The sequence below is a fragment of the Cytobacillus firmus DS1 genome, assembly GCF_000565285.1.
Classification (GTDB): domain Bacteria; phylum Bacillota; class Bacilli; order Bacillales; family Cytobacillaceae; genus Cytobacillus; species Cytobacillus firmus_A.
This window is the reverse complement of sequence record NZ_APVL01000010.1, coordinates 76935-100543: the sequence shown is the minus strand read 5'-3', so window position 1 is coordinate 100543 and position 23609 is coordinate 76935. Positions and strand designations below refer to the sequence as shown.

General features: G+C 40.8%; 23 protein-coding genes. 21 read left to right on the top strand and 2 right to left on the bottom strand.

Annotated features, from left to right (window positions below):
* Positions 1-580: 580 nt before the first annotated feature.
* Positions 581-916, bottom strand: a complete 336-nt coding sequence (locus PBF_RS14430; protein ID WP_035330543.1) for a hypothetical protein — start codon at positions 914-916, stop codon at positions 581-583.
* A gap of 306 nt (positions 917-1222) precedes the next feature.
* On the opposite strand from PBF_RS14430, the gene PBF_RS14425 reads away from it, so the two are divergent.
* From PBF_RS14425 to PBF_RS14360, 13 genes are all read left to right on the top strand, one after another.
* Positions 1223-1555: a 2Fe-2S iron-sulfur cluster-binding protein gene (locus PBF_RS14425; RefSeq protein ID WP_035330542.1), complete on the top strand. Its 333-nt coding sequence runs from the start codon at positions 1223-1225 to the stop codon at positions 1553-1555.
* A gap of 61 nt (positions 1556-1616) precedes the next feature.
* Positions 1617-2387, top strand: coding sequence for a creatininase family protein (locus PBF_RS14420; protein ID WP_035330541.1), 771 nt, complete (start codon positions 1617-1619; stop codon positions 2385-2387).
* 224 nt (positions 2388-2611) lie between these two features.
* Positions 2612-3343, top strand: coding sequence for a TenA family transcriptional regulator (locus tag PBF_RS14415; RefSeq protein ID WP_019382771.1), 732 nt, complete (start codon positions 2612-2614; stop codon positions 3341-3343).
* Between the two features lie 122 nt (positions 3344-3465).
* Positions 3466-4929 carry an aldehyde dehydrogenase family protein gene (locus tag PBF_RS14410; protein WP_035330539.1) on the top strand — a complete coding sequence of 488 codons (1464 nt, stop codon included), beginning with the start codon at positions 3466-3468 and terminating at the stop codon, positions 4927-4929.
* Positions 4930-4947: 18 nt separating this feature from the next.
* Positions 4948-5427 carry a GlcG/HbpS family heme-binding protein gene (locus PBF_RS14405; RefSeq protein WP_035330538.1) on the top strand — a complete coding sequence of 160 codons (480 nt, stop codon included), beginning with the start codon at positions 4948-4950 and terminating at the stop codon, positions 5425-5427.
* 84 nt (positions 5428-5511) lie between these two features.
* Positions 5512-6108, top strand: a complete 597-nt coding sequence (locus PBF_RS14400; RefSeq protein WP_035330537.1) for a chromate transporter — start codon at positions 5512-5514, stop codon at positions 6106-6108.
* Positions 6105-6635, top strand: coding sequence for a chromate transporter (locus PBF_RS14395; protein WP_035330536.1), 531 nt, complete (start codon positions 6105-6107; stop codon positions 6633-6635). Before PBF_RS14400 ends, PBF_RS14395 begins: the two co-directional genes overlap by 4 nt.
* Positions 6636-6650: 15 nt before the next feature.
* Positions 6651-7337 carry a GntR family transcriptional regulator gene (locus PBF_RS14390; RefSeq protein WP_035330535.1) on the top strand — a complete coding sequence of 229 codons (687 nt, stop codon included), beginning with the start codon at positions 6651-6653 and terminating at the stop codon, positions 7335-7337.
* A 95-nt stretch (positions 7338-7432) separates the two neighbouring features.
* The gene (locus tag PBF_RS14385; RefSeq protein ID WP_035330534.1) at positions 7433-7783 is read left to right on the top strand and encodes a 2Fe-2S iron-sulfur cluster-binding protein; all 351 of its coding nucleotides are present in this window, start codon (positions 7433-7435) and stop codon (positions 7781-7783) included.
* Positions 7784-8078: 295 nt separating this feature from the next.
* A complete protein-coding gene (locus PBF_RS14375) occupies positions 8079-8552 on the top strand; it encodes a RidA family protein (protein WP_035330531.1) in 474 nt (157 codons plus the stop codon).
* Between the two features lie 146 nt (positions 8553-8698).
* Positions 8699-9460, top strand: a complete 762-nt coding sequence (locus PBF_RS14370; RefSeq protein WP_035330529.1) for a hydroxypyruvate isomerase family protein — start codon at positions 8699-8701, stop codon at positions 9458-9460.
* Positions 9457-10350 (top strand): NAD(P)-dependent oxidoreductase, encoded by an 894-nt coding sequence (locus tag PBF_RS14365; RefSeq protein WP_035330528.1) that lies wholly within the window; start codon positions 9457-9459, stop codon positions 10348-10350. Before PBF_RS14370 ends, PBF_RS14365 begins: the two co-directional genes overlap by 4 nt.
* Positions 10351-10508: 158 nt before the next feature.
* On the top strand, positions 10509-11183 hold the full coding sequence (locus PBF_RS14360; protein ID WP_035330527.1) for a lysozyme family protein: 675 nt from the start codon (positions 10509-10511) through the stop codon (positions 11181-11183).
* Positions 11184-11227: 44 nt separating this feature from the next.
* Here PBF_RS14360 and PBF_RS14355 read toward each other — a convergent pair whose 3' ends face one another.
* On the bottom strand, positions 11228-12514 hold the full coding sequence (locus PBF_RS14355; RefSeq protein ID WP_051488889.1) for a serine hydrolase domain-containing protein: 1287 nt from the start codon (positions 12512-12514) through the stop codon (positions 11228-11230).
* Positions 12515-12925: 411 nt separating this feature from the next.
* Here PBF_RS14355 and PBF_RS14350 point away from each other — a divergent pair, with 411 nt between their 5' ends.
* The 8 genes from PBF_RS14350 (at position 12926) to PBF_RS14315 (ending at position 23578) form a co-directional block, all read left to right on the top strand.
* A complete protein-coding gene (locus PBF_RS14350; protein WP_035330526.1) occupies positions 12926-14929 on the top strand; it encodes an LTA synthase family protein in 2004 nt (667 codons plus the stop codon).
* Positions 14930-15108: 179 nt separating this feature from the next.
* Positions 15109-15927: a uroporphyrinogen-III synthase gene (locus tag PBF_RS14345; RefSeq protein WP_035330525.1), complete on the top strand. Its 819-nt coding sequence runs from the start codon at positions 15109-15111 to the stop codon at positions 15925-15927.
* 194 nt (positions 15928-16121) lie between these two features.
* Entirely contained in the window at positions 16122-17129 is a 1008-nt protein-coding gene (locus tag PBF_RS14340) for a LacI family DNA-binding transcriptional regulator (RefSeq protein ID WP_035330524.1), read from the top strand.
* 76 nt (positions 17130-17205) lie between these two features.
* On the top strand, positions 17206-18438 hold the full coding sequence (locus PBF_RS14335) for an ABC transporter substrate-binding protein (protein ID WP_035330523.1): 1233 nt from the start codon (positions 17206-17208) through the stop codon (positions 18436-18438).
* Between the two features lie 58 nt (positions 18439-18496).
* On the top strand, positions 18497-19360 hold the full coding sequence (locus PBF_RS14330) for a carbohydrate ABC transporter permease (RefSeq protein WP_035330521.1): 864 nt from the start codon (positions 18497-18499) through the stop codon (positions 19358-19360).
* Positions 19360-20181, top strand: coding sequence for a carbohydrate ABC transporter permease (locus tag PBF_RS14325; RefSeq protein WP_035330520.1), 822 nt, complete (start codon positions 19360-19362; stop codon positions 20179-20181). The genes PBF_RS14330 and PBF_RS14325 overlap by 1 nt, the downstream gene beginning before the upstream one ends.
* A gap of 33 nt (positions 20182-20214) precedes the next feature.
* The gene (locus tag PBF_RS14320; RefSeq protein ID WP_035330519.1) at positions 20215-21900 is read left to right on the top strand and encodes a glycoside hydrolase family 13 protein; all 1686 of its coding nucleotides are present in this window, start codon (positions 20215-20217) and stop codon (positions 21898-21900) included.
* 58 nt (positions 21901-21958) lie between these two features.
* Positions 21959-23578: a glycoside hydrolase family 13 protein gene (locus tag PBF_RS14315; RefSeq protein WP_035330518.1), complete on the top strand. Its 1620-nt coding sequence runs from the start codon at positions 21959-21961 to the stop codon at positions 23576-23578.
* The last annotated feature ends 31 nt before the right edge of the window (positions 23579-23609 follow it).

The window sequence follows — 23609 nt, the reverse complement described above, 5'->3', positions numbered from 1 at the left end:
AATATTTTGAATTTCATTTCACCGGGGATTGTATACCAGAATCTCGTTTTATATGTATTTGTTCAAAAATTAGCCACAAATACAAATATATTTTGGTATTTGGTATACAATCTTATTGTAAATCTGAAATATTCATCATATAATAATGATAACAAGTTAGAGAAAAAAGGAGGCTGCCCCGATGTTTCATTTTCTTTTTAGATCCAAATATGCAATTGAGAAAACTGAAAGAAAATTAGCCCGTTTAAGAAGAACATTAAAATTCTAGTCATGCCGCCCAGCTTTGGCGGTTTTTTCTTTTATAAAAATAATTTGTGAACAGCAAACCCGGAAGAAGAGCAGCTTCCCCCGGGCTTAAAAATTTTTTATCGCAGTCTAACGGGTACTAAGACCCCCACATCAAGACTCAGATGAATCAAGGGAGGCTAAGTGGGGATCAAACTGCCCGTAAAGGCCCGAAAAGAAGAACAAAGACTAAAAACGCCACATCCTGTGGCAACGTCTTTGTGACCCACTTCCTGTGGGGCTCAACTAACAATCAGCAGGGAGAAAAGCACTCCCCGCTGATTGAAGTTTCACTTTATACTGCTACTTCATCAGATTTAACCAGCTTCGAATGTATGGAGTCCTCACTATTGCCGGATGCCTTTACAATCTCATCCAATTCTTCTCTAGCTGCTTCCAGCGTTTCAAAACGTTCAAAAAATTTAACACCGATATGATTTACATACTCTTTTCCTTCATATTCTTCATATAATTGGATTTTCATATTCTCATCCAAAACTTCTGCAATAGTGTACTTAGCCTTCAGCTTATCGAAAAAATAGAAATTATAGGTCTCAACCGGCTTTAAACCTTCGTTTTCAAGAATGGTCTGGAAAGTATCTTTATTTGTTAATACAATATATTTTCCCAATTAAAACACTCCTTTTTATTTATAAATATTTTCAAAGTATTAATTAATATGTATTTAGCCAGCATACCTCCCCTTTGTTGGAATATTGTATACCATTGACTTTAAATGTATTTTATACTAAATTTTCAAGTTATTCAATGATATATTCTAAATTTTTTAATAATTTAGTAAAAAGAATCAAGCTGATTCCGCATCCGGTATTATTTACAACAAAAAATAAAAAACCAGTTTGCTAATCTTTCAGAATGGTTGTATAATTTGAAAAAAGTATCAAAATTTTTAGAATAAACTGAAAGGGGTAATGTTATGCCGAAGGTTACGCTTCATGTGGATGGGGAGATTGTTGAAAAGCAGGTAAAGGATAATGCCAATTTGGTTGTGCTGGCAGGGATCCGCCAGTTTCCGGAATTAAAATATGGATGCGGCATGGGAAGATGCACAAAATGTACGTGCATTGTATTAAATGGGGGAGATGATCTCGCACCGCCAAATTGGAAGGAAGAAAAAATGCTTGGCGACAAAGTGAAAGAAGGATATCGGTTAACCTGTCAAATGACCATTCAAAATGACATTGAAATATCACAGGAAAACATCTCTGTCAAGCCTCCCAAGAAGACAACTGCAGCTATTACGAAATAGTTTTTTATTTTTATTTATTAGTGGTATACAAAATACCTAACATAAGCGGGGTATCAAGAAAATGAATTGTTTTGATCTTACCAAGATGACATGGAAGGAAGTCGAAAAATCCTTAGAAACAGTAGAGTTTGCCATAATTCCTGTCGGGGCACATGAGCAGCATGGCCCACATATGGCGGAGAGCTGTGATGCAGTGCTCGCAGAAAGAATGGCGATAAAACTGGGGCAAAGAATGTTTCCTTATACTATTGTGACGCCAACAGTTAACATGGGGGTTTCCGAGCATCACATCCATTTCCCCGGAACAATTACCCTTCAGCCAGCTACTTTGATTGCCGTTCTTACAGACATGGTTTCCTCACTGAAACAGCATGGCATCAAGAAGTTTTTATTTTTGAATTCACATGGCGGAAACCAATCTACACTGAATCTGGCCGCCATGACCATCACAAAGGAATTGGAAGTAGAGGTTTACTATGCAAAGACCACTGCATCTGCCAAGGAATCTATCGGGAAACATGTAAAATCCCCTTTATTTGGCCACAGTTGTGAACGTGAAGTGTCTGAAGCCCTGTATCTAGCACCGGAACTGGTAAGAGAAGACCTCTTGGAAAAAGGAGAAATCAAGCAAGGCGGCAGATGGGAAAGACTCCGTCCGGGTAAAGCTGTCCAGGGATTTTATTTCTATGAAGAAATGACTGGAAACGGCTGTATTGGTGATGGACGGAAAGGGAGCAGGGAAATCGGAGAGCAGATCGTTGAAGAAGCCTTGGATCATCTAGCTGAAGAACTTTCCGAGCTGCTTGATCTGAAAGAGGAGCTGCTCTATTAAATTCTCACAATCTATCAACCAAGAAAAAATAATCTTTAAAAAATTCTAAAAATTATGTTTACAATTTAAAAAGAATAGGTTATGATTTCATTAAGGTATACCAAAGACCAAAAAACAAGATTGAATGTGGTTGTAAATTAGCAACCTATTATTTTTTAATAAGTTTTGGTATACAAAATATCAAGTGCCGACAGGCTACATAATTCTCGAGGAGGAGTTTACACATGCCAGAATTATTATCGAAAGATGAATTTCGCAAAGAATTAGAGGAAGCCATTAAAGGAAACCATAGCCAGAAAGCTCCATTCACTGTAGCTTGGGCTGAAGGAAAACTGGAAAGAAAGCATTTTGCGAGATGGGCTGAAAATCATTACCACTATGTAGGGCCTTTTGCTGACTACTTAGCGTACATCTATCACAACACTCCAACCGATCCGAAATTTGAAGCAGCAAAAGATTTTACACTTCAAAATATGTATGAAGAAGAAATTGCGGCCGACCGCCATACAGACTTGCTGATTCGTTTTGCAGAGGCATGCGGTACAACCCGAGAACGCGTGATCAATCCAGAAAACATGGCACCCACTACACTAGGTCTTCAAAGCTGGTGCTATGCAGTTGCTGCCCGTGAAAACTTCGTTGTAGCTACAGCAGCTCTTGTTGTCGGCTTAGAGTCACAGGTGCCGGACATTTATCGAAAGCAGACTCCTGCTCTTCGTGCCCAATACGGATTTACAGATGAAGAAATCGAATTCTTCGATCTTCATATCGTATCCGATGAAATCCATGGAGAACGCGGTTATAAGATTGTTTTAGATCATGCTGACACTCCTGAATTGCAGCAGCGCTGTCTGGAAGTAGTCCGCACAGGTGCGAAGATGCGCCGCATGTACATGGATGGCCTATGGAGAGAATATCTTGAACAGGATCTTGGCTCTTTAGTAGAAGCAAAATAATATCTATTATCCAGGCCGTCACACTAAATCTTGTCATCCGAGGTCTATGTGGCGGCCCTTTCTATAACCAGAGAATTTGGCTAAGTAAAGGGAGAAATAAACAGAGAGTAAGGTGATTTCATTTGATTACAACAAAAGTAGAAACCTTCCATAATTATATTAGTGGTGAATGGCAGGAATCGGGGAGCCAAAAGAAGTTTTATAGCGTTAACCCGGCAAATACTGAAGATGTTGTCGGCGTTTTTCAGGCATCCAATGAAACAGATGTCAAGCTGGCGATTGAATCCGCGAGAGAAGCATTCCCGGACTGGGCAAAGGCAGCGCCATCCAAGCGTGCAGCCATTTTAAACAAAGCAGCAGCATACCTTGAAGAAAATGCCGCCCAGTTTGCAGAAGAACTGACAAGAGAAGAAGGGAAGCATGTCAGTGATGCAAAAAATGAGGTGCTCCGTTCCGCACAGACGCTTCGTTATTATGCGGTTGAGGGACAAAGCTTCACAGGTGAAACCTTTCCTAATGATGATCCCAATATGAGAGTTTCAACGGAAAGAGAACCGCTTGGCGTTGTAAGTGTGATAACGCCATGGAACTTTCCAATCTCCATTGCGGCGAGAAAAATTGCTCCAGCATTAATTACTGGAAACACAGTTGTGTTCAAACCTTCATCAGATACCCCTTTGATTGCTGTCCGGCTTGTAGAAGCATTGCATAAGGCAGGTATACCAAAAGGGGTCTTAAATTTTGTTACAGGGAGGGCTTCCGATGTAGGTGATTTATTAGTCACCCACCCTGCCGTCAAGGCTGTTACATTCACTGGTTCAACAGCTGCCGGTGAGGACATCCACAGCAAGAGCTCTTTCACCACCCGTACTCAAATGGAGCTTGGCGGCAAAAATCCGCTTTTAGTTATGGAAGATGCTGACCTTGATCTGGCGGCAACATTAACAGTAAATGGCGGATTTTCTTTAACAGGGCAAGCCTGCACTGGAACAAGCAGAGTAATTGTGATGAAGGAAGTAAAGGAAGCATTTGTAAACAAATTGATTGAAAAAACGAGTGCCCTTAAAATTGGCAGCGGCTTTGAAGAAGGAGTTAAAATTGGTCCGCTGGCAAATGAAAAGCAGCTGAAAAACGTTCTGAAGTATATTGAGTATGGAAAAGAAGACGGTGCAGACCTTGTATATGGCGGTGAACAGCTGACTGAAGGCCAATATGAAAAAGGATATTTTGTTCAGCCTGCCATTTTTACGAATGTTAAACCGAATCACCGTATTGCCAAGGAAGAGATTTTCGGACCGGTTATTGCCGTGATCGAGGCAGATACATATGAAGAAGCCGTTGCGGTTGCAAATGACGTTGACTACGGATTATCTGCCTCCATCGTGACAAATAACTTAAAAATAGCCAGCCAGTTTACTAAAGACATTCAGGCAGGCACGGTAAAAGTGAACCGGACTACAACAGGCAACTTAATCAATGCACCGTTTGGCGGATTAAAGCAATCAAGCACGGCTACGTTCCGGGAGTCAGGAAGGGTTGGCCTGGAATTTTTCACTCAGGTGAAAACCGTTTATATTGGCTATTAAATCAGAAGGAGAATGATGATGAAAACTGCTCTAAAACTTGAATTAGAAGAAGCAAAATTGATGATTGAAGCAGCAAAGGAAAAGTCTGCTGAAATCAATGTGTTTGAGACAATTGCGATTGTTGATGACGGCGGAAGTGTAATTGCCCTGGAGCGCATGAATGGAGCAAGAATAACCGGCCCTGAAATTGCGATTGCCAAAGCATACACTGCAGCCGGCCACAAACGCTCCACCCACCTATTCAATAAAGAACCGAACGGGCCTGCCCTCCCAGGCAATGAGGCATTTGGCATTCAGCATATGCTTGATGGCAAATTTGCTGTGTTTGTCGGAGGATTTCCGATTGTGGTTAATGGTGAAGTCGTTGGCGGAATCGGCATCAGCGGAGGAAATGGCGAGCAGGATACGGCTGTTGGGACCGCTGCATTAAAAGCCCTTCAATCTTATTTGGAGAAAGACGGCTATGAAGTCGTAACAGAAGCAGATATTAAAAAATAATAGAAAGGGACCTCATTCGTTGTTAATAGATAGCGAAATGAGGTCCTTCTTCAGTCAAAAGCACCTAAATAAGGGGAGGATCGCATGAAGCCTTATCTTGAATTGGCGATTGGTTTTGCACGCACCGGTGTGACAGGGTATGGAGGAGGTCCTTCGACAATACCTTTGATTGAATTTGAAGCAGTTAAGAAATATAAATGGATGACGGAGGAGGAATTCGGAGAAACTCTGGCGTTAGCCAATACATTGCCCGGACCGATTGCAACGAAGATGGCTGCCTATATCGGCTATAAAGTCAAGGGCAGCATGGGTGCCACTGTAGCCATCTTAACGCATATCCTTCCTTCTATTATCGCAATGCTTGCTTTGCTTGGTGTTTTATACTCCTTTCGCCAGTCCCCGGTTGTCAGTGGAATGGTGCAGGGAGTGACACCTGTCATCGGTTTTATGCTGGCAGAGATGGCCTATCGTTTTTACCAGAAAGGCAGCCAGGGGTTAGGATTGCCTAAAAACCTCATATTGGCCGCAGTGTCATTAATTTTTGTGCAATTTTTGGAATGGCATCCCGGTATTTTAATTGCAATCGTCTTAAGTACTGCTTTTTATATTGCCCACCGGAAAGAACAGGCGAATAAAAAGGCAGCTGAAGAGTACATGCCAGTAAGGGAGAAAAGTTCATGATCTATTGGGATATCTTTTGGGCATTTTTTATCGCGAATTTATTGGGTTACGGAGGGGGACCCGCAACAATTCCCCTCATACAAATTGAAGTAGTCAATAACAATGGCTGGATGACACTCTCTGAATTTGGGGATGTTCTCGCCATAGCCAATGCGCTGCCAGGTCCAATAGCAACGAAAATGGCCGGATTTATCGGCTATGAACTAGGCGGAGTACTGGGTGCGGCGGTGGCATTAGCCGCAACCATCCTGCCATCCGCTTTGGCAGTAATTGTGCTGTTTAAGTTTGTGAATTTATTCAAAGATTCGCCTAAAGTGAAATTAATGACTAAATCCGTACAGCCGATCATTGCTGTCCTTCTGGCTGTCATGGCATATCAGTTCTTCATGTCAGCCTTCGAAAAAAGCGGAATGCTGCACCTTTTGCTTCTTGCAGCCGTCAGCTATTTAACATTAATCAAATTCAAGGTTCATCCTTCTCTTGTTATATTCGGAGCTTTATTTTATGGAGGGATCTTTTTATCTTAAACAGGCGGTGAAACAATGGGAAAAATATGGGGGGAAAATAACTTAATATCTATACGCGAACATGCCTATTTGTATCTGAAAAAACTTATTTTAGAAGGAGAATACCAGGCAGGGGACAGACTTGTAGAAAGAGAACTTGCAGCCAAACTAAACATCAGCCGCACACCGATTAGGGAGGCGTTGTTCAGGCTGGAATCCCAGGGCTTCGTGAAAACAGTTCCCAGAAAAGGGGTGGTTATCTCCAATATCTCAGAGGATGAAGTATTGGAGGTATTTACGATTCTCTCTTCACTGGAAGTGCTGGCAGTAAAACTGGCAGCACAAAGAATGGATACAGGTACACAACAAGAACTGGATCTCAAGATTAAGGAACTAATTGAGCTAAGTGAACAGGATGAAGAAAACTTCAATTCCGAACATATTCAGATGAACAGGCTGATTAATAAGGCATCCAAAAGCCCAAAGCTATATGAAATCCTATCAGGCTTGATCGATTTTATTCATATGGCGGCCAATATGGGATATGAAACACCTGGGAGAAGAAAGGTCTCATTAAAAGAACATATCGATATTATGAAAGCTCTTCGCGATAAAGATGCCGAAATAGCGGAATACCTGATGAGGATTCATATTGAGAATTCTAAAAAAGCATACATGGCCTATGTGAACCGAATTAAAAAGAGAGAGACTGTTAAAAACTAAGAAATATTCAAAAGTTTAGTATTGTCTGAATATTATTAATGTGGTATATTGTATACCAAGAACTAAGAAACGAAATCACAGGGAGGAATTCATTCATGCCAAACATCCATTTTGTCAACAGCAACAAAACTCTGGAAGTGCCTGAGGATTCTAATATATTAAGAATGTCGCTCCGCTATGACGGTGATCTGCCAAATCGCTGCGGCGGGGGAATTTGCGGCACTTGTGTTTTTAAAACGGATGAAGGGTCCGAATACCTGGACAACGTAAAAATCCAGGAAAGAAGAAAGCTGGGAGAAGAGTGGCTGGAAAAAGGCTACCGTTTAGGATGCCAAACTTTTGTAACAAACGGAGATGTCACCATTTCCTGGGATGATAAAGTGACAGATCAGGTAAAAAAGAGAAAGCCGGATAAATTGAAGCAAGCCGTTTCTACAGGAAAATGAGATTCCCTATACTGCATTCTGTAATGGAGGAACTCTATTTCAGCCCGTTACAGAATGCAAAATAAATTTCCAATAATATAGAAGAGGGTGAAATTATGTGGGTTTGCAGCACTCATTTAAAAGAAGCCATGCAAATATTAAAAACACCTCATATTCGAAAAGCTCCATATGAAATCAAATGCTCACTTTGTGAAAATCATGCTTTCGCCAAAGTCTATTATACTCACCGCTCATTTAAATTCACAAAACAACTTTATTCTTCATTAAAACAAAGTGTTTCCCAGGAGGCTTAGCGATGGAAGGGGTAAAAAAGGGAATTGAAGAAAGACTGGAAGAGCTGAATATCCAGCTCCCTGTTTTGACTGATATCCGAATGCCTTTTGAACCGGGCGTTATATCGGGAAAGATTGTCTATTTATCCGGGCAAACACCCAGAGTCAATGGTCTTCAAAAGTATACCGGAATTGTCGGGGCAGGCATTTCGATCGAAGAAGCAAAGGATGCGGCACGAATTTGTACGCTGAATTTGCTGGCAGCCCTTAAAGGAATCATTGGAGATTTAAATAAAGTGAAAAGAATCATCAAAATGGATGGATATGTTGCCTCAACAAGTGACTTTAAATATCATCCAATCGTCATAAATGCAGCATCAGAACTGCTGCATGATATTTTCGGCAAGGAAAATGGTCACGCACGTAAAGCAGTGGGACTGGCTTCACTGCCAGGCGGGGCTCCTGTAGAAATTGAAATGATAGTTGAAATAGAATAAATTCCAGATAAGGGCTGCTCAAGTATTGAGCAGTTTTTTGTTTGATAAAGTAAAAAGGATTCTTTGCGTTTTTACCGAATTAATGTAGAAAAGACTAATGGGAGGAGTAATTGTAAATTTCAAAAATCCTTTTAAAGGAGGCTGTCATGAATAGATTTTCTGTCAATCTTTCAACCGTTTTTACAGAAGTTCCTTTTTTGGACCGCTTCAAAAAAGCCCGTGAAGCTGGTTTTGATCTTGTGGAATGCCAATTTCCATATGCTAATACAATAGAAGAAATAAGAAATGAGCTTAGGCGCAATGATTTATCCATGATTTTAATAAACCTGCCTCCCGGTAAATGGGAAGAAGGGGACAGGGGACTCGCTGCAGATCCCAATCGCATAGAAGAATTCAGAAATTCAGTTGAAATCGGGATCCGTTATGCGTATGGCCTTGGAGTAAAACAGATTCATTGCATGGCGGGGGTACACGCGCGCAATAATCTGAATGTTTTTATTGAAAATCTCTCTTTTGCAGGCACTGCTATGTCTGAACACGGAATTAACTTATTAATCGAACCAATCAATCCATTCGACATGCCTGGCTATTTCTTGAATGATATCAAGCAGGCTGAAGAGATAATCAATAGTGTCGGTTTGCCGAATGTTAAGCTTCAATTCGACTTTTACCATATTGAAAGAATATATGGACAAGCCCTTTCTATTTTTCAAAAGTATGCTGAACTGGTTTCACATATACAGATTGCTGACTCTCCGGGCAGACATGAGCCGGGTACGGGGGAAATGAACTATAAAGAGATCCTCCTATATTTGCAGAAACACTATAAAGGCGGAATAGGTCTTGAATATAATCCGCAAGGCGGAAGCGCTGAGAGCTTTGCTTGGCTGAAAGAGGTAACCACATGAAGATAGGGTTTATAGGAACAGGCGTGATGGGCTCCAGAATGGCGCAGCGGCTGTTAGTTCATGGTTTTCAAGTGGCAGTTCATAACCGGACATTCCAAAAAGTGCATCCGCTCATTGAAAATGGAGCGATTTATGAAGAAACAGTAAGTGCGCTTTCCAATCAATGTGAAATTATATGCACGTGTCTTTCGATGCCTCAGGATGTTATGACCGTTTATATGGGTAATGAAGGAATCATAAACACTGCGAAGCCGGGAACGATATGCGTTGACTTTACTTCAGTAGGGGCCGATACGAGTAAAAACATCTATGGGATGGCAGGTGCAAAAGAAATCAGTTATCTTGACTGTCCTGTCAGCGGCGGACCAGAAGGGGCCGAAAACGGCACTTTAACGATCATGGCTGGCGGGAAGGAAATGGCCTTTCATAAAGTTAAGCCGGTACTTGATGTGCTCGGTGAAACCGTAGAATATATGGGAAATTCGGGGTCAGGCAGCATTGCCAAGCTGATTAATCAGTATCTTGTTGCTGTTCACTCGCTGGCTGCCTCGGAGGCAATGGTAACCGGAGCTGCATATGGACTGGAATCTGAACAGTTATTAAAAGTCCTGAAAGCAAGCTATGGCGACAGCAAGATCCTTCGCAGGCATATGGAACAATACATATTACCCCGCCACTTCACACCAGGAGGGGCAGTCAAGTATGTACATAAAGACATCCGGCTTGCAAACCAGCTATTGAAGGAAGCCGGCCTTAGGCAATTTACCGGGCAAATGGCTGAAAAAGCATTCCAAACAGCTGCAGAAAAAGAACTAAGCGAGCAGGATATGTCGGCAGTGATAAAAATTCTCGAGGAAGAGACGGGCATTGTTGTGAAGAAGAAAGATTAATGAGCGGGTGCAGAAATGCGTCCGTTTTTTTAATCTTAATAAGGTTTAGGGCCGTTAATTTCCGGCATATTCGAGTAAGGAGTTTTTTTATTTAAATATCAGTATTTTCTGCTATAATAATAATCTGAAATAATAAAAGCGAAACCGGGAGTGCAGCAATGAAGCGCAAAAAAAGCAAAAAGCGTACAAAACGCAGTTCAAATATAGCCTTACTGTTATTTTTTATTGTTTTGATTTTCGTCTTCTTCGACCAATTCAAGCAGATTAATATAAAGGAAACTGCAGTTTCTTTGCTGCCAAATATGGTATCTAAAGACGTCCAGAATTACACGCCTTTACTAGAAAAGGAATTGAAAGAGGTCAATCTCGAAGAATACACACTCGTTCTGGCCGCGATCATGCAGCAGGAAAGCAAAGGGAAGGGCGGGGACCCGATGCAGGCTTCTGAATCAGCAGGATTGCCCCCAAATTACATCCAGGATCCGGAACAGAGCATTAAGCAGGGTGTTAAACACTTTGAAAAAGCATTAAATTATGGAGACCAAAAAAATGTAGACTTCCCTGCCGTTATCCAGGCTTATAATATGGGAATCGGATATATAGACTTTGTCGCTGAGCAGGGTGGAAAACACAGTGAAGAAATCGCAAAACAATTCTCGCTAAAGCAGGCTGAAAAGAATCCGGAAGTCTATGATTGCGGAGGCGACAAGAATAATTTCCGTTATCCATACTGTTATGGTGATTTCACATATACGACGAAGGTAACTAAAAATCTCGAGATTCTCACAGCAAGCAGCACAGGAAAAAACGGAGAATATAAATCAGTTTGGTAAAACAAACATAATAATATTATGGTAAACAAGGACCGCACTTAGCATTATAGTGCGGTTTGTTTTTTTAGAAAATACTTTTTTCCATATACATCCACAAACTCGAGACTGTGACCTTTCAAATCAAACATAAAATCCTCGTACACAAAATCTGATTTGAAAAAAGCTTTGTCATCTTCAAGGATAAAAGGCTTTATTTCATATTTGTATTGTGCCCCAAATTTCTTTGGCATGGTCACAAACAATTTATTGTTTTCCCAATGGACTAATGAATATAATTCATTGGATTTGTATTCACCTATAAGATTTCTCCATGGAATAGGCTCTCTTACAGGTGAAAACCTTTCCGGCATGCGAACTTCCTTATTTAAGATGATTTTGGATATATCCTCACAGATTTTGTCCGCCGGAGTGATATTAACATTACTCAACACGATAATGGTCAGACCCTCTTTAAAGTTCATCAACAGTTCATTTGTAAAGCCATTAATGTCCCCAGAGTGTCTGGCTGTCTCCGAATTGCCGCTAATAAACCAGCCATAGCCATATCCTCCAGAGCTGGCTGTGAACATCTTTGAGGTCATGTTTTTGTTTAGCAGTACACCATTCCGCAATGCTTCTGTCCACTTGTATAAATCCTCAGCAGTGCTGTACATCCCATATGCTCCCTGTGGAATGCTCATATCGACAAATTCTGCGTTAACTACCTCTTCCCAGACCGAATGACCGCTGGCCAAGTCTTTCACAATCTTGCGGCCATGATCAATTCCAGTATTTTTTAGTTGAAGTGGTTTAAAAATATTCTCCAGGAGGAATTGTTCATAGGGTAAACCTGAAACGTTTTCAATTAAAGCAGTCAGGAGCAGATATCCTGCATTGCTGTATTGCATGTCTTTACCGGGCTTAAATTGCAGCGGCCTGCTTTTAATCCAATTGACGGATTGTTTCAGGCTGGAAGGAAGGCGCATATATTTCTCCCAGTATTCAGAATAGAAAGTGAAATCAGCCACACCCGAAGAATGGCTTAATAAATGGTGGATGGTCACACCGTTTTCAGAAGGGAAGTTGTTAATATAGGCATTAATTTTATCCGAAAGATTCAGTCTCCCTTGCTGGTGAAGCAAAAGGACAGCCGCGGCGGTAAATGACTTTGTTAAAGAGCCGATTCGGAATTTGGTAATAGACGTGTTTTCAATGGCATATTGATAGCTTGATAGTCCATATCCCTTATTCAGAATGATTTCTCCTTTAGTTGCGGCAAGTACAAAACCATTAAAATAATTGCCCTCGGCAAGTATGTCCATATACTCATTAATTTGCTGTTTCTTGTCCATGAAAATATTCCGCCTTTATGTATAATTGTTTACTATTCTTCATATATATTGGCTGTTGTCTGATTTTTCTCCTTCCCTGGAAAATTATAGATTGATAAGTTTTTATATAAAAAGTGAAACCAAATTGTATTTCATTCGTCTATATAGACGTGCAGTATTAATTAATGTTCAAAAGTCAGCTTAGGCTGTGAACAGGAAACTCAGTTTTTAATGTCATTAAAGAGCAGTATATCTGGACATGCTTGACATTTTTTTAAATGCGAGTATAGTTATATTCTTGTGCAGTGCTTTTTTGCCTGTTCATAGATTATTAATATTTTTCAGGTAAACTAATAATTAGGCTGATTGCCAACGTTAAATTTTTAAATTACTAGCGAAATATGTTACAATAATGTGCTAGAAGGCAGGTGTATGATCTTGAATACTTTACTTCATAAAAGTCAGGATATATTGAATAAATATATAGGCTTTTTCTTTTTAGCAGTATTTCTGCTCTGGATGAAAACGTATATTACTCAAATGACACAATTTAATTTAGGCATTGAAAGTGCCTTGCAGCAGTTCCTTTTATTCATTAACCCGCTTGGGTCTTCATTGCTCTTTTTAGGAATTGCATTCTTTTTTAAGGGCAGAAGGAAATATATCGCCTTGATGGTTATGTATTTACTTCTATCGTTCCTGCTGTTTGCAAATGCAGTATACTATCGTTTCTTTAATGACTTTATTACACTTCCGACCTTGACGCAGACACAGAACTTCGGTGATGTCAGCGGAAGCATCAGCTCACTATTGAAGCCAACTGATATCTTTTTCTTCCTTGATTTCATCGTGCTTGCCGGCTTGCTTATTTTTAAAGCCGTAAAAATCGAAACAAAGGATTTGACGCGCCGCAGATCAGCAGCCTTAATTTATGCGTCGCTTGCCATTTCCTTTGCTAATCTGGGCCTGGCTGAAACAGACCGCCCTGAGCTTTTGACAAGAGGATTTGACCGTAACTATATTGTGAAATATTTAGGCATGTACAATTATACGATCTATGATGCAGTGCAAAGCACAAAGGCATCCGCACAAAGAGTCATGGCGGATAGCAGTGATACAACCGAAGTCATAAACTTTACGAAATCGAATTATGCTGAGCCGAATCCGAAGTATTTTGGAAAAGCCGAAGGCATGAATGTGATCTACCTTCACCTTGAATCCATTCAGACATTCTTAATGAATTATGAACTGCATGGTGAAGAAGTAACACCATTCCTGAACTCGCTGATAGAAGAAGAAAATACCACGTATTTTGATAACTTCTTCCATCAGACTGCACAAGGTAAAACAGCAGATGCTGAGTTTATCCTTGAAAACTCCCTATATGGATTGCCGCAGGGATCTGCCTTTACAACAAAAGGCATGAATACGTACAATGCGGCGCCGGCAATTCTGAAGGATAAAGGATATAGTTCTGCAGTCTTCCACGGCAACTCCGGAAGCTTCTGGAACCGTAACGAAATTTATAAATCATTTGGATATGATAACTTTTTCGACGCAGATTACTATGATTTAAAACCTGAAAACATGGCTGACTACGGTCTAATGGATAAGCCGTTCTTTGAACAATCCATGCCGTACCTGGAGTCACTGAAGCAGCCGTTCTATTCTAAATTTATTACTGTGTCCCATCACTATCCCTATCATATGGATCAGGAGATGGCGACAATTGAGCCCCATACTACAGGAGACAAATCAGTTGATAATTACTTCCAGACAGCCCGTTATGCTGACGAAGCGCTTAAACAGTTCTTTGAACAGCTTAAGGCATCCGGCCTGTATGAGAACTCAGTAATTGTCATGTATGGTGACCATTATGGAATTTCCAAAAATCATAATAAAGCAATGGAAAAAGTGCTTGGCAAGGAAATTACACCGTTCGATAGTGCCGGTCTGCAGCGTGTTCCTCTATTCATCCGCGTACCTGGCATGGAAGGCGGAGTAAACCATGAATTTGGCGGTCAAATCGACCTGATGCCAACATTGATGCACTTGCTTGGCATTGATACTAAACAGTATCTGCAATTCGGTACAGACTTATTTTCAGAAAATCATGATGATCTTGTTCCATTCCGTAACGGAGACTTCATGAGTCCAACCATTTCATCGGTTGATGGCAAGTTCTATGACTCAACAACTGGTGAACTGCTGGATGAAAGCCGTTTTGAAGAAGCGAAAAAACTTCAGGAAAGTGCTGAACAGAAATTGGCACTATCAGATAAAGTTGTAAACGGAGATCTTCTACGCTTTTACACACCGGAAAACTTCGAACCGGTTGACCGTTCAAAATACGATTACAAAGCGGAAAGCAATGGGGTAAACAAGAAGAACCAAGAAACTGAAGAAATGTCTGAAACTGAACCAGTTGATAAATAATTTGAACTGCCTGCGGGAGATCCTGCAGGCAGTTTTTTAATGGCATTTTTTTAAATCCAAGATAAACAAAATCACTGGACAAAAGTAACATATCATAAATTAAAGTGCTTAATAACTGTTCTAATGTCATTAATATTTTATAATGATACATAAGGAGATACATACCGAGGGGGAGTAAAATGAAAAAGCTTGCCGGCAAAAAAATTGCACTTTTAGGTTCACGAAAAATAGAAGATATCAGTAAGTTGGTGGAGAATCAGGGTGGGGTTGCAGTCAGCAGGTCCGCTCAGGGAACAGCACTGCTCAAAGATGAAAAACTCCAGTATCATGTAGAAATGATAACTGAGTGCAACTTCGATTGGATTATTTTTACGACTGGAATCGGTGTGGAAACCATTTATCAAACTGCTCTTGAAATGAATAGGAGTGATGCCCTGGTCAACAGCCTGCAAAAAGCAAAAATTGCTGCAAGGGGATACAAAACCGCCAACATGCTGAAAAAGCTTGATATCATACCTGCAGTTCGGGATGATGACGGAAGTATGGCAGGCTTACTTCGAGAGCTCTCAGCACATTCTCTAAAAGGCTTGAAAGTAGCTCTGCAGCTTCACGGGGACCCTGCACCGCACCTTAAACAATGGCTGGAAGATAACCAGGCGGACTATGAAGAAATTCTTCCATATACCCATATTCCTCCGGATGAAAAAGTGATGGATCTGCTGCTGTCAGAGATCCTTGACGGGGAGCTCGATTCAGTATTTTTCACAAGCACTCCACAAGTACGGAATTTATTCAGCTTCGCTCGGAAAAAGAATGCAGAAGAACAATTGAAAACCTGTTTTTCTGAACAGGCTGTGGCGTTATCGGTTGGAAAAGTAACTGCACAAGCTTTACATGAAGAAGGGATTGCAAGAGTCATTTTTCCGGAAGCCGAAAGGATTGGCAGTGCGGTAATTGAATTAGCCCGTTTCTATGCGGAAGAAGAATTTAAGGACTAATGCTTAAACATATATAGTGCAGCAGTGCAGAATTTATCATTGAGCCTTTTTAGGCTCTTTTTTCAATGCCTTGATGTATATACAAATTTTAAAAAATTCATTAAAAAATATTGAAAAGGCTTACATATCGTGTTAATATTACAACGTAAACGTTTTCGTAACAAAATTATACAGCAACTTAAAGCAGGTGGGATATGTCCTATACCATCAAAGATGTTGCCAAGAAGGCAAATGTCTCTATTGCAACAGTCTCCAGGATCTTAAATGGCCAGGGAGGTTATTCGGAAAAAACAAAATTCAAGGTTCTTAGAGTGATTGAAGAACTGGGCTATCAGCCAAATGCAGTGGCAAGGGGATTAATTAATAAAAGAACCCATACGATAGGGGTGCTTTTCCCAAAACTATCGAGTTCACTGGTTACCGATCTGCTGGATGGCATTGAAAAGGCAGCAAATGATAACGGTTCCAGTGTGATTGTATGTCACACAGAATCAAATGGCGAAAAAACGATGAAATATCTCCAGCTGCTTATCGAAAAAAGGGTAGACGGAATCATTTTCGCAAGTGAAATATTAAAAGAAGAATATTATCGATTTGTAACAAAAACCAGCATGCCGATGATTTTGCTTTCGACTGAGTCCTATGCATACCCGGTGCCTTTTGTAAAAGTTAACGATTTTCATGCAGCATATGCAGCAGCTAAGCATTTAATCGACAAGGGTCATACCAGAATTGGAATGATAAGCGGGAACAAGGATGATATCATTGCGGGAATTCCGAGAATCGAGGGCTTTCAGAAAGCTCTGTCAGATTGTAACATACATCTGGATTCCAAAAATATTGTGTTCAGCAGGGGATTTACATTTTCTGATGGGGTTGAGGGCCTGAAAAGTCTTGTCAGACAGTTTCCGGATGTAACGGCCATATTTGCAGCAAGTGATGAAATGGCTATAGGTGCCTTATCGGCAGCTTATCAGATGGGAATAAGGGTCCCAGACGAAATTTCTGTAATAGGGTATGATAATTTGAATCTTGCTGAAATGTCCATCCCGCCTTTAACAACAGTAGGACAGCCTCTTGCAAAAATGGGTGAAGCTGCTGCAGAAATGCTTTTTTCCATTTTAGAAACAGGCGAAACTCCGGAAAGCCGGATAATGCCGCATAAAATTATTGAAAGAATGAGTGTGAAGGAGAGAAAATAATAACTCTCTTTTTCTCAGGTTATTTACGTAAACGTTTACGTAAATTTACTATAAAAATCAAATAGGGGGATATACCATGTTTAAAAAAATGACTGCAGGTGTAATGGCAATAACTTTAGGAGCGTCTTTAATGGCTGGATGTTCATCTGATAGTGCAGATGACGGAAAAGTAACGCTTGAGCTGTTCTCCAATAAATCTGAAAGCATCGAAACCTACAAAGGATTGATTAAAGAATTTGAAGCGGAAAATCCGGATATTAAGATCAAATTGGATGCACCGCCGGAAGCAGAAACAGTTTTGAAAACACGTCTGACCAAAAATGATCTTCCTGACATCATGTCTATCGCTGGTAATGCTACATACGGCGAGCTTGGCCGTGCAGGCGTTCTTGAGGATTTTTCAGGGACTGATTTAGCCAAAACAGTACAGCCATCCTATATCGACATGATCAATCGTCTGGTTGGTCCAGAAGAAGAAGGCACTTTCGGTCTTCCGTATGCTACAAATGCAAATGCTGTAATCTACAACAAAGCGAAGTTTGAAGAACACGGCCTCGAAGTCCCAACTACTTGGGATGAATTCATTGCCAGCCTTGAAAAGGTGAAAGCTGCCGGCGACACACCAATCTACTTTACATTAAAAGATGCCTGGACAGGCATGATTGCATGGAACTCACTTGGCGCTAATGTAGCGGGTGAAGATTTTGCTGAAAAGAAAAGCGCAGGGGAAACATCTTTCACGGATAAGTATGATGAAGTTGCAGACAAGATGGCTGCATTAGTTCAGTATGGCCACAAGGACAATATGGGTGTCGCTTACGGGGATGGAAACAATGCATTTGCTGCTGGCAAATCTGTTTTCTACCTGCAGGGAAACTGGGCAATCCCTGAAATTCTTAAAGCTAATCCGGACATGGAACTTGGAGTATTCCCAATGCCTGTAACAAACGATCCTGCACAAAACAAACTTGTTTCTGGTGTAGATGTTCTTTTAGCCGTCAGCAAAGAGACTGAGCATAAAGAAGAAGCGATGAAATTTGCTGAATTCATGATGAATCAAGACACAGCTCAAAAGTATATTGACGAGCAAAAAGCTTTCTCAGCCATTGAAGGAGTATATCAGGAAGATCCGGTGTTTGAAGGAATCAAAGCTAACTTTGAAAATGGCACCATCACAAGCTTCCCTGATCACTATTACCCTGCGGGCATGGGAGCTGAAAACCTTGTTCAGGAATTCCTGATCAAGAAAGATAAAGAAAAATTCCTGAAGAAAATGGACAGCGAGTGGGAGAAAGTTCAAAACCGTTAAAGGCATCGGGCCAGGGAATCTCATGGATTTCCTGGCCTTCTAAAAAGGAGTTGTCGTTATGAAAAAGAAAAACAGTGTGTTTCTCATCATCACCATACCCGCTTTCCTTCTTTTCTTCATTTTCCACAGCTTTCCCGCTTTGCAGGGGATTTTTTACAGCTTTACGGATTGGAAAGGGTATGGAGATTGGAATTTTGTAGGATTAAAAAACTACCTGAACGTTTTTAAAGATGAACGGGCAGGGGATGCTTACTTATTTACTTTTAAATTTGCCATTGTTGCGACCATTTTGGTCAATATCATAAGCCTTCTTGTGGCCATCGGGCTTAATTCCAAGATAAAGTTTCACAAAACGCTTCGGGCAATCTACTTCCTGCCTTACATTCTGAGTATCTTGATTGTCGGCTTTATCTTTAATTTTATATTTGCTCATTTCCTGCCGCAGATTGGCGATGCATTCGGATGGGAATTTCTGACACGTAATATTCTTGGAAATCCGGATCTTGCATGGATCGGGATTGTCATTGTAGCCGTTTGGCAAGCTGTATCCTTTAATACCATTTTGTACCTTGCTGGGCTAGTAACGATTTCTGAGGATTTGTATGAAGCAGCGAGTATTGATGGTGCAGGTGTCTGGACAAAGTTCTGGAAAATTACGTTTCCGCTTATAGCACCTTTTTTCACCATTAATATGGTGCTATCTTTGAAGAACTTTCTGATGGTGTTCGATCAGATCGTTGCGCTGACTGGCGGGGGCCCGGGAAAGTCAACCGAATCGATATCCCTGCTTATTTACCGGGGAGGATTTGAAGGCGGCGAGTTTGCCTATCAGTCAGCCAATGCGGTCATATACTTCATCGTCATCATCGTCTTTTCTGTTATTCAGCTGAAATTCTTAAATAAAAGAGAGGTGGAAAACTAATGAATCGCAAAAAAACGAGCTGGCTTGTGACCACTCTATTAATCTTAGGTTCATTGCTCATTCTTTTTCCACTGTATTTAACCATTACCATTGCGTTTAAAACACCGCCAGAAATGGCAGGGAATTTACTTGCTCTTCCTAAGTCATGGTCATTTGACAACTTTGCACAGGCAATCGAAATGACTAATTTCTTTAATGCGTTTAAAAACAGTGCATTTGTCACAATTTTTGTTGTCATTTTTACAGTGTTAACGAATTCTCTTGTATCTTATGCCATCGCCAGAAATCTTCATAAGAAGTTTTATAAGTTCCTATACTTCTATTTTTTAAGTGCGATGTTTATTCCTTTTCCAATCATCATGCTGCCGCTTGTCAAACAGACCAGTGCATGGGGAATGGATAACCTGGTTGGATTAATCATTTTGTATATCGTTTTCAACCTTTCTTTTAATGTGTTTATCTATATTGGCTACATCCGTGCCATTCCAGTTGAACTGGAAGAAGCGGCTATCATGGACGGAGCAACTACATGGGGTGTTTTCTGGAAAGTCATTTTCCCGCTTCTGGCACCAATGAATGCAACAGTTGCCATCATTACGAGCCTTGGTGCATGGAATGACTTTATGCTTCCGCTTGTCCTGCTCAGCGACCGGGAAATGGCCACACTCCCGCTGGTGCAGTACATTTTCCAGGGCCAATTCAGCACAGATTATAATCTTGCATTTGCATCCTATTTAATGGCACTTGCGCCAATGATTATTGTTTACATCTTTGCTCAAAAATGGATCATAAGCGGTGTAATGAAGGGTTCAATAAAATAAAGATAAATTATTCTTTGATCGGAGTTGTATAAATTGAACAAAACATGGTGGAAAGAAAGCGTTATTTATCAAATCTACCCAAGAAGCTTCAATGATTCAAATGGAGACGGGATTGGCGATATCAACGGAATCACTGAAAAGATTCCATACTTAGCCGAATTGGGAATCGATGTCATCTGGCTATCCCCCGTTTACAAGTCGCCTAATGATGATAATGGCTATGATATCTCAGATTACCGCAATATTATGGATGAGTTCGGAACTATGGAAGATTTTGATGGGATGCTTGCAAAAGCCCATGAACACGGCATCAAAATCATGATGGACCTCGTGGTCAACCATTCAAGCGATGAACACGAATGGTTCAGGGAATCACGGAAATCTAAAGATAATCCTTATCGGGAGTATTATATCTGGAAAAAGACGGACAATGGCGAGCCTCCTACTAACTGGGGAGCTGCGTTTGGCGGAAGTGTATGGGAATATGATGAACAAACCGGCGAATATTACCTGCATCTTTTCAGCAAAAAGCAGCCTGATTTGAACTGGGAAAATCCTGTTCTGCGAAATGAAGTGTATGAAATGATGCGCTTCTGGCTGGATAAAGGCATTGATGGATTCCGTATGGATGTCGTCAATTTCATTTCAAAAGATAACAGCTATCCTCAGGGGGAGATCCGGGAAGGACACAAATATGGGAACGGCAGCAGGTATTATATGAACGGTCCAAGAATTCATGAGTTCCTGCAGGAAATGAACAAAGAAGCCCTTAGCCCTTATGATACCATTACAGTTGGCGAGATGCCTGGTGTAACAGTTGATGAAGGAAAACTATATACCGGCCGGGATAGAAATGAATTAAATATGGTATTTCATTTTGAACATGTGGGCCTTGGAGACGGGCAATACGGTAAATGGGATCCCCGTCCCTGGAAATTGACTGATTTGAAAGAGATCTTCAACAAGTGGCAAAAAGGCCTTGAAGAAGATGGCTGGAACAGTTTGTACTGGAGCAACCATGACCAGCCCCGCGCCATCTCCAGATGGGGAAATGATTCAGAAGAATACCGCGTAACTTCTGGTAAGATGATTGCGGCATGCCTTCATATGATGCAGGGGACACCATATATTTACCAGGGCGAGGAAATCGGCATGACAAACGTAAAGTTCAATGATATCAATGATTACCGTGATATCGAAACATTGAATGCCTACCGTGATCTTACACCGGATTCCTTAACACATGATGAAATCTTTAAAGGCATTCATGAAAGAGGCAGGGATAATGCCAGAACTCCTGTTCAATGGGATGCCAGCCCGAATGCAGGCTTTACAGACGGAACCCCATGGATCAATGTGAATCCTAATTACGAGAAAATTAACGCCGAAACTGTGTTAAAAGATGAAGATTCCATCTTTCATTTTTATAAAAAACTCATTCAGCTTAGAAAGCAAAATGAAGTGATAGTTTATGGAACATTCGATTTAATAATGGAAGAGGACGAGCAGATCTTTGCTTTTACGCGAACTCTAGGTAATGACCAGCTGCTTGTTATCTGCAATTTCAGTGATGGAACACCTGGCTTTAAGCTGCCGGAGCATATCCGGTTTTCGTCTAAGGAACTGCTGATATCCAACTTGAATGCAGATGAAAATGAAGAAATTGATAAACTGACACTCAAGCCATATGAGGCAAGAGTATATCGTTTGAAGAAATAATGATAGGGCCTGTTTAGGGCCCTTTTTTACGAAGATTTGATGATAATGAGGTGGCCCTGTGAGTAAAAAGTGGTGGAAAGAAGCTGTTGTATATCAAATTTATTGGAGAAGCTTTTTTGATTCCGATGGTGATGGCTATGGTGATTTAAGAGGCGTGATAAAAAAGCTTGATTATATTAAGAATCTTGGCGTTGATGTAATTTGGCTGAATCCCTTTTATCAATCACCAGACCGGGATAATGGCTATGACATTTCAGATTATTATGGGATTATGGAAAAAGCCGGTGACATGGCAGCTTTCGATGAGCTGATCCATGAAATACATCAGCGCGATATCAAGGTCATTATGGATCTGGTTGTGAACCATACTTCTGACCAGCATCCCTGGTTTTTGGAAGCACGCTCCTCCAAAAATAATCCGAAAAGAGATTGGTATATTTGGAAGGATCCAAAGGATGGCAGGGAACCAAATAATTGGCGCTCCTATTTTGCTCCATCCTGCTGGGAATGGGATAAAGCATCAGGACAATATTATTATCATTCCTTTGCAGTCGAGCAGCCGGATCTTAATTGGGAAAATCCTGAACTGCGCCAGGAAATCTACAAAATGATGCGCTTCTGGCTGGATAAAGGCATTGACGGGTTTCGAATGGATGTGATTAATTTACTGGCCAAAAGAGAAGATTTATCAGATGCAGAGAATCCTTATGATATAAGCTACCTGGCCAATAACCCCGGTATCCATGACTATCTTCAGGAAATGCACCGGGAAGTCCTTCAGCATTATGATGTGATGACTGTGGGTGAGATCCCGTTTGTTTCACCGGAAGAGGGACTGCTCTATGTGGATGAATGCAGAAATGAACTGAACACTCTGTTCCATTTTCAGGTGGCAGATGAAATGCCGGTATGGGATATGCTGAGATTCAAGGAAATCCAAACAAGCTGGTATGAAGGCCTTAAGCAAAGAGGGTGGAATTCGCAATTCCTTAACAACCATGATCACACTAGACAGGTTACCCGGTATGGGAATGATAGCCTGTATCGTATTCAGTCTGCAAAGCTTTTGGCAGCAATGATTCATACATTACCTGGAACTCCTTATATCTATCAGGGTGAAGAAATCGGCATGACAGGTGTGAGATTTGATTCCATAGAAGACTACAATGACATTGCTATGAAAAATAAATATCATGAAGAAGTTTCTAAAGGGCGTGATCCTCAGGAGGTTTTTGAAAGCTTATTGCTTTTGAGCCGCGATAACTCCAGGACACCGATGCAGTGGAACGCAAGCAGCCAGGCAGGCTTTACAGCTGGTGAACCATGGATCAAAGTGAATCCAAATTATAAGGAAATTAATGTCGAATCAGCTCTGAATGATACAGACTCCGTATATTATTTTTATCAAAAACTGATTGAACTAAGAAAACAAAACGAGGTAATGGTATACGGGGATTATAAGGATCTATTGCCAGATGATGAACACTTGTATGTATATACACGCTCCTATAATGATGTTACCTGGCTGATAGTTTTAAACCATGGTGACGAGCAGCAGCGATTTACCTTTGATAGATTCACAAGCCGGAAGCTGATACTTTCCAATTATAAGAATGACTTTGATAAAATTGAAGAAGTACTGCATCCACATGAAGCGAGGATTTATGAGATAAATTAATGGCTAAAGCAGAGGACCCGTGCGGTTCTCT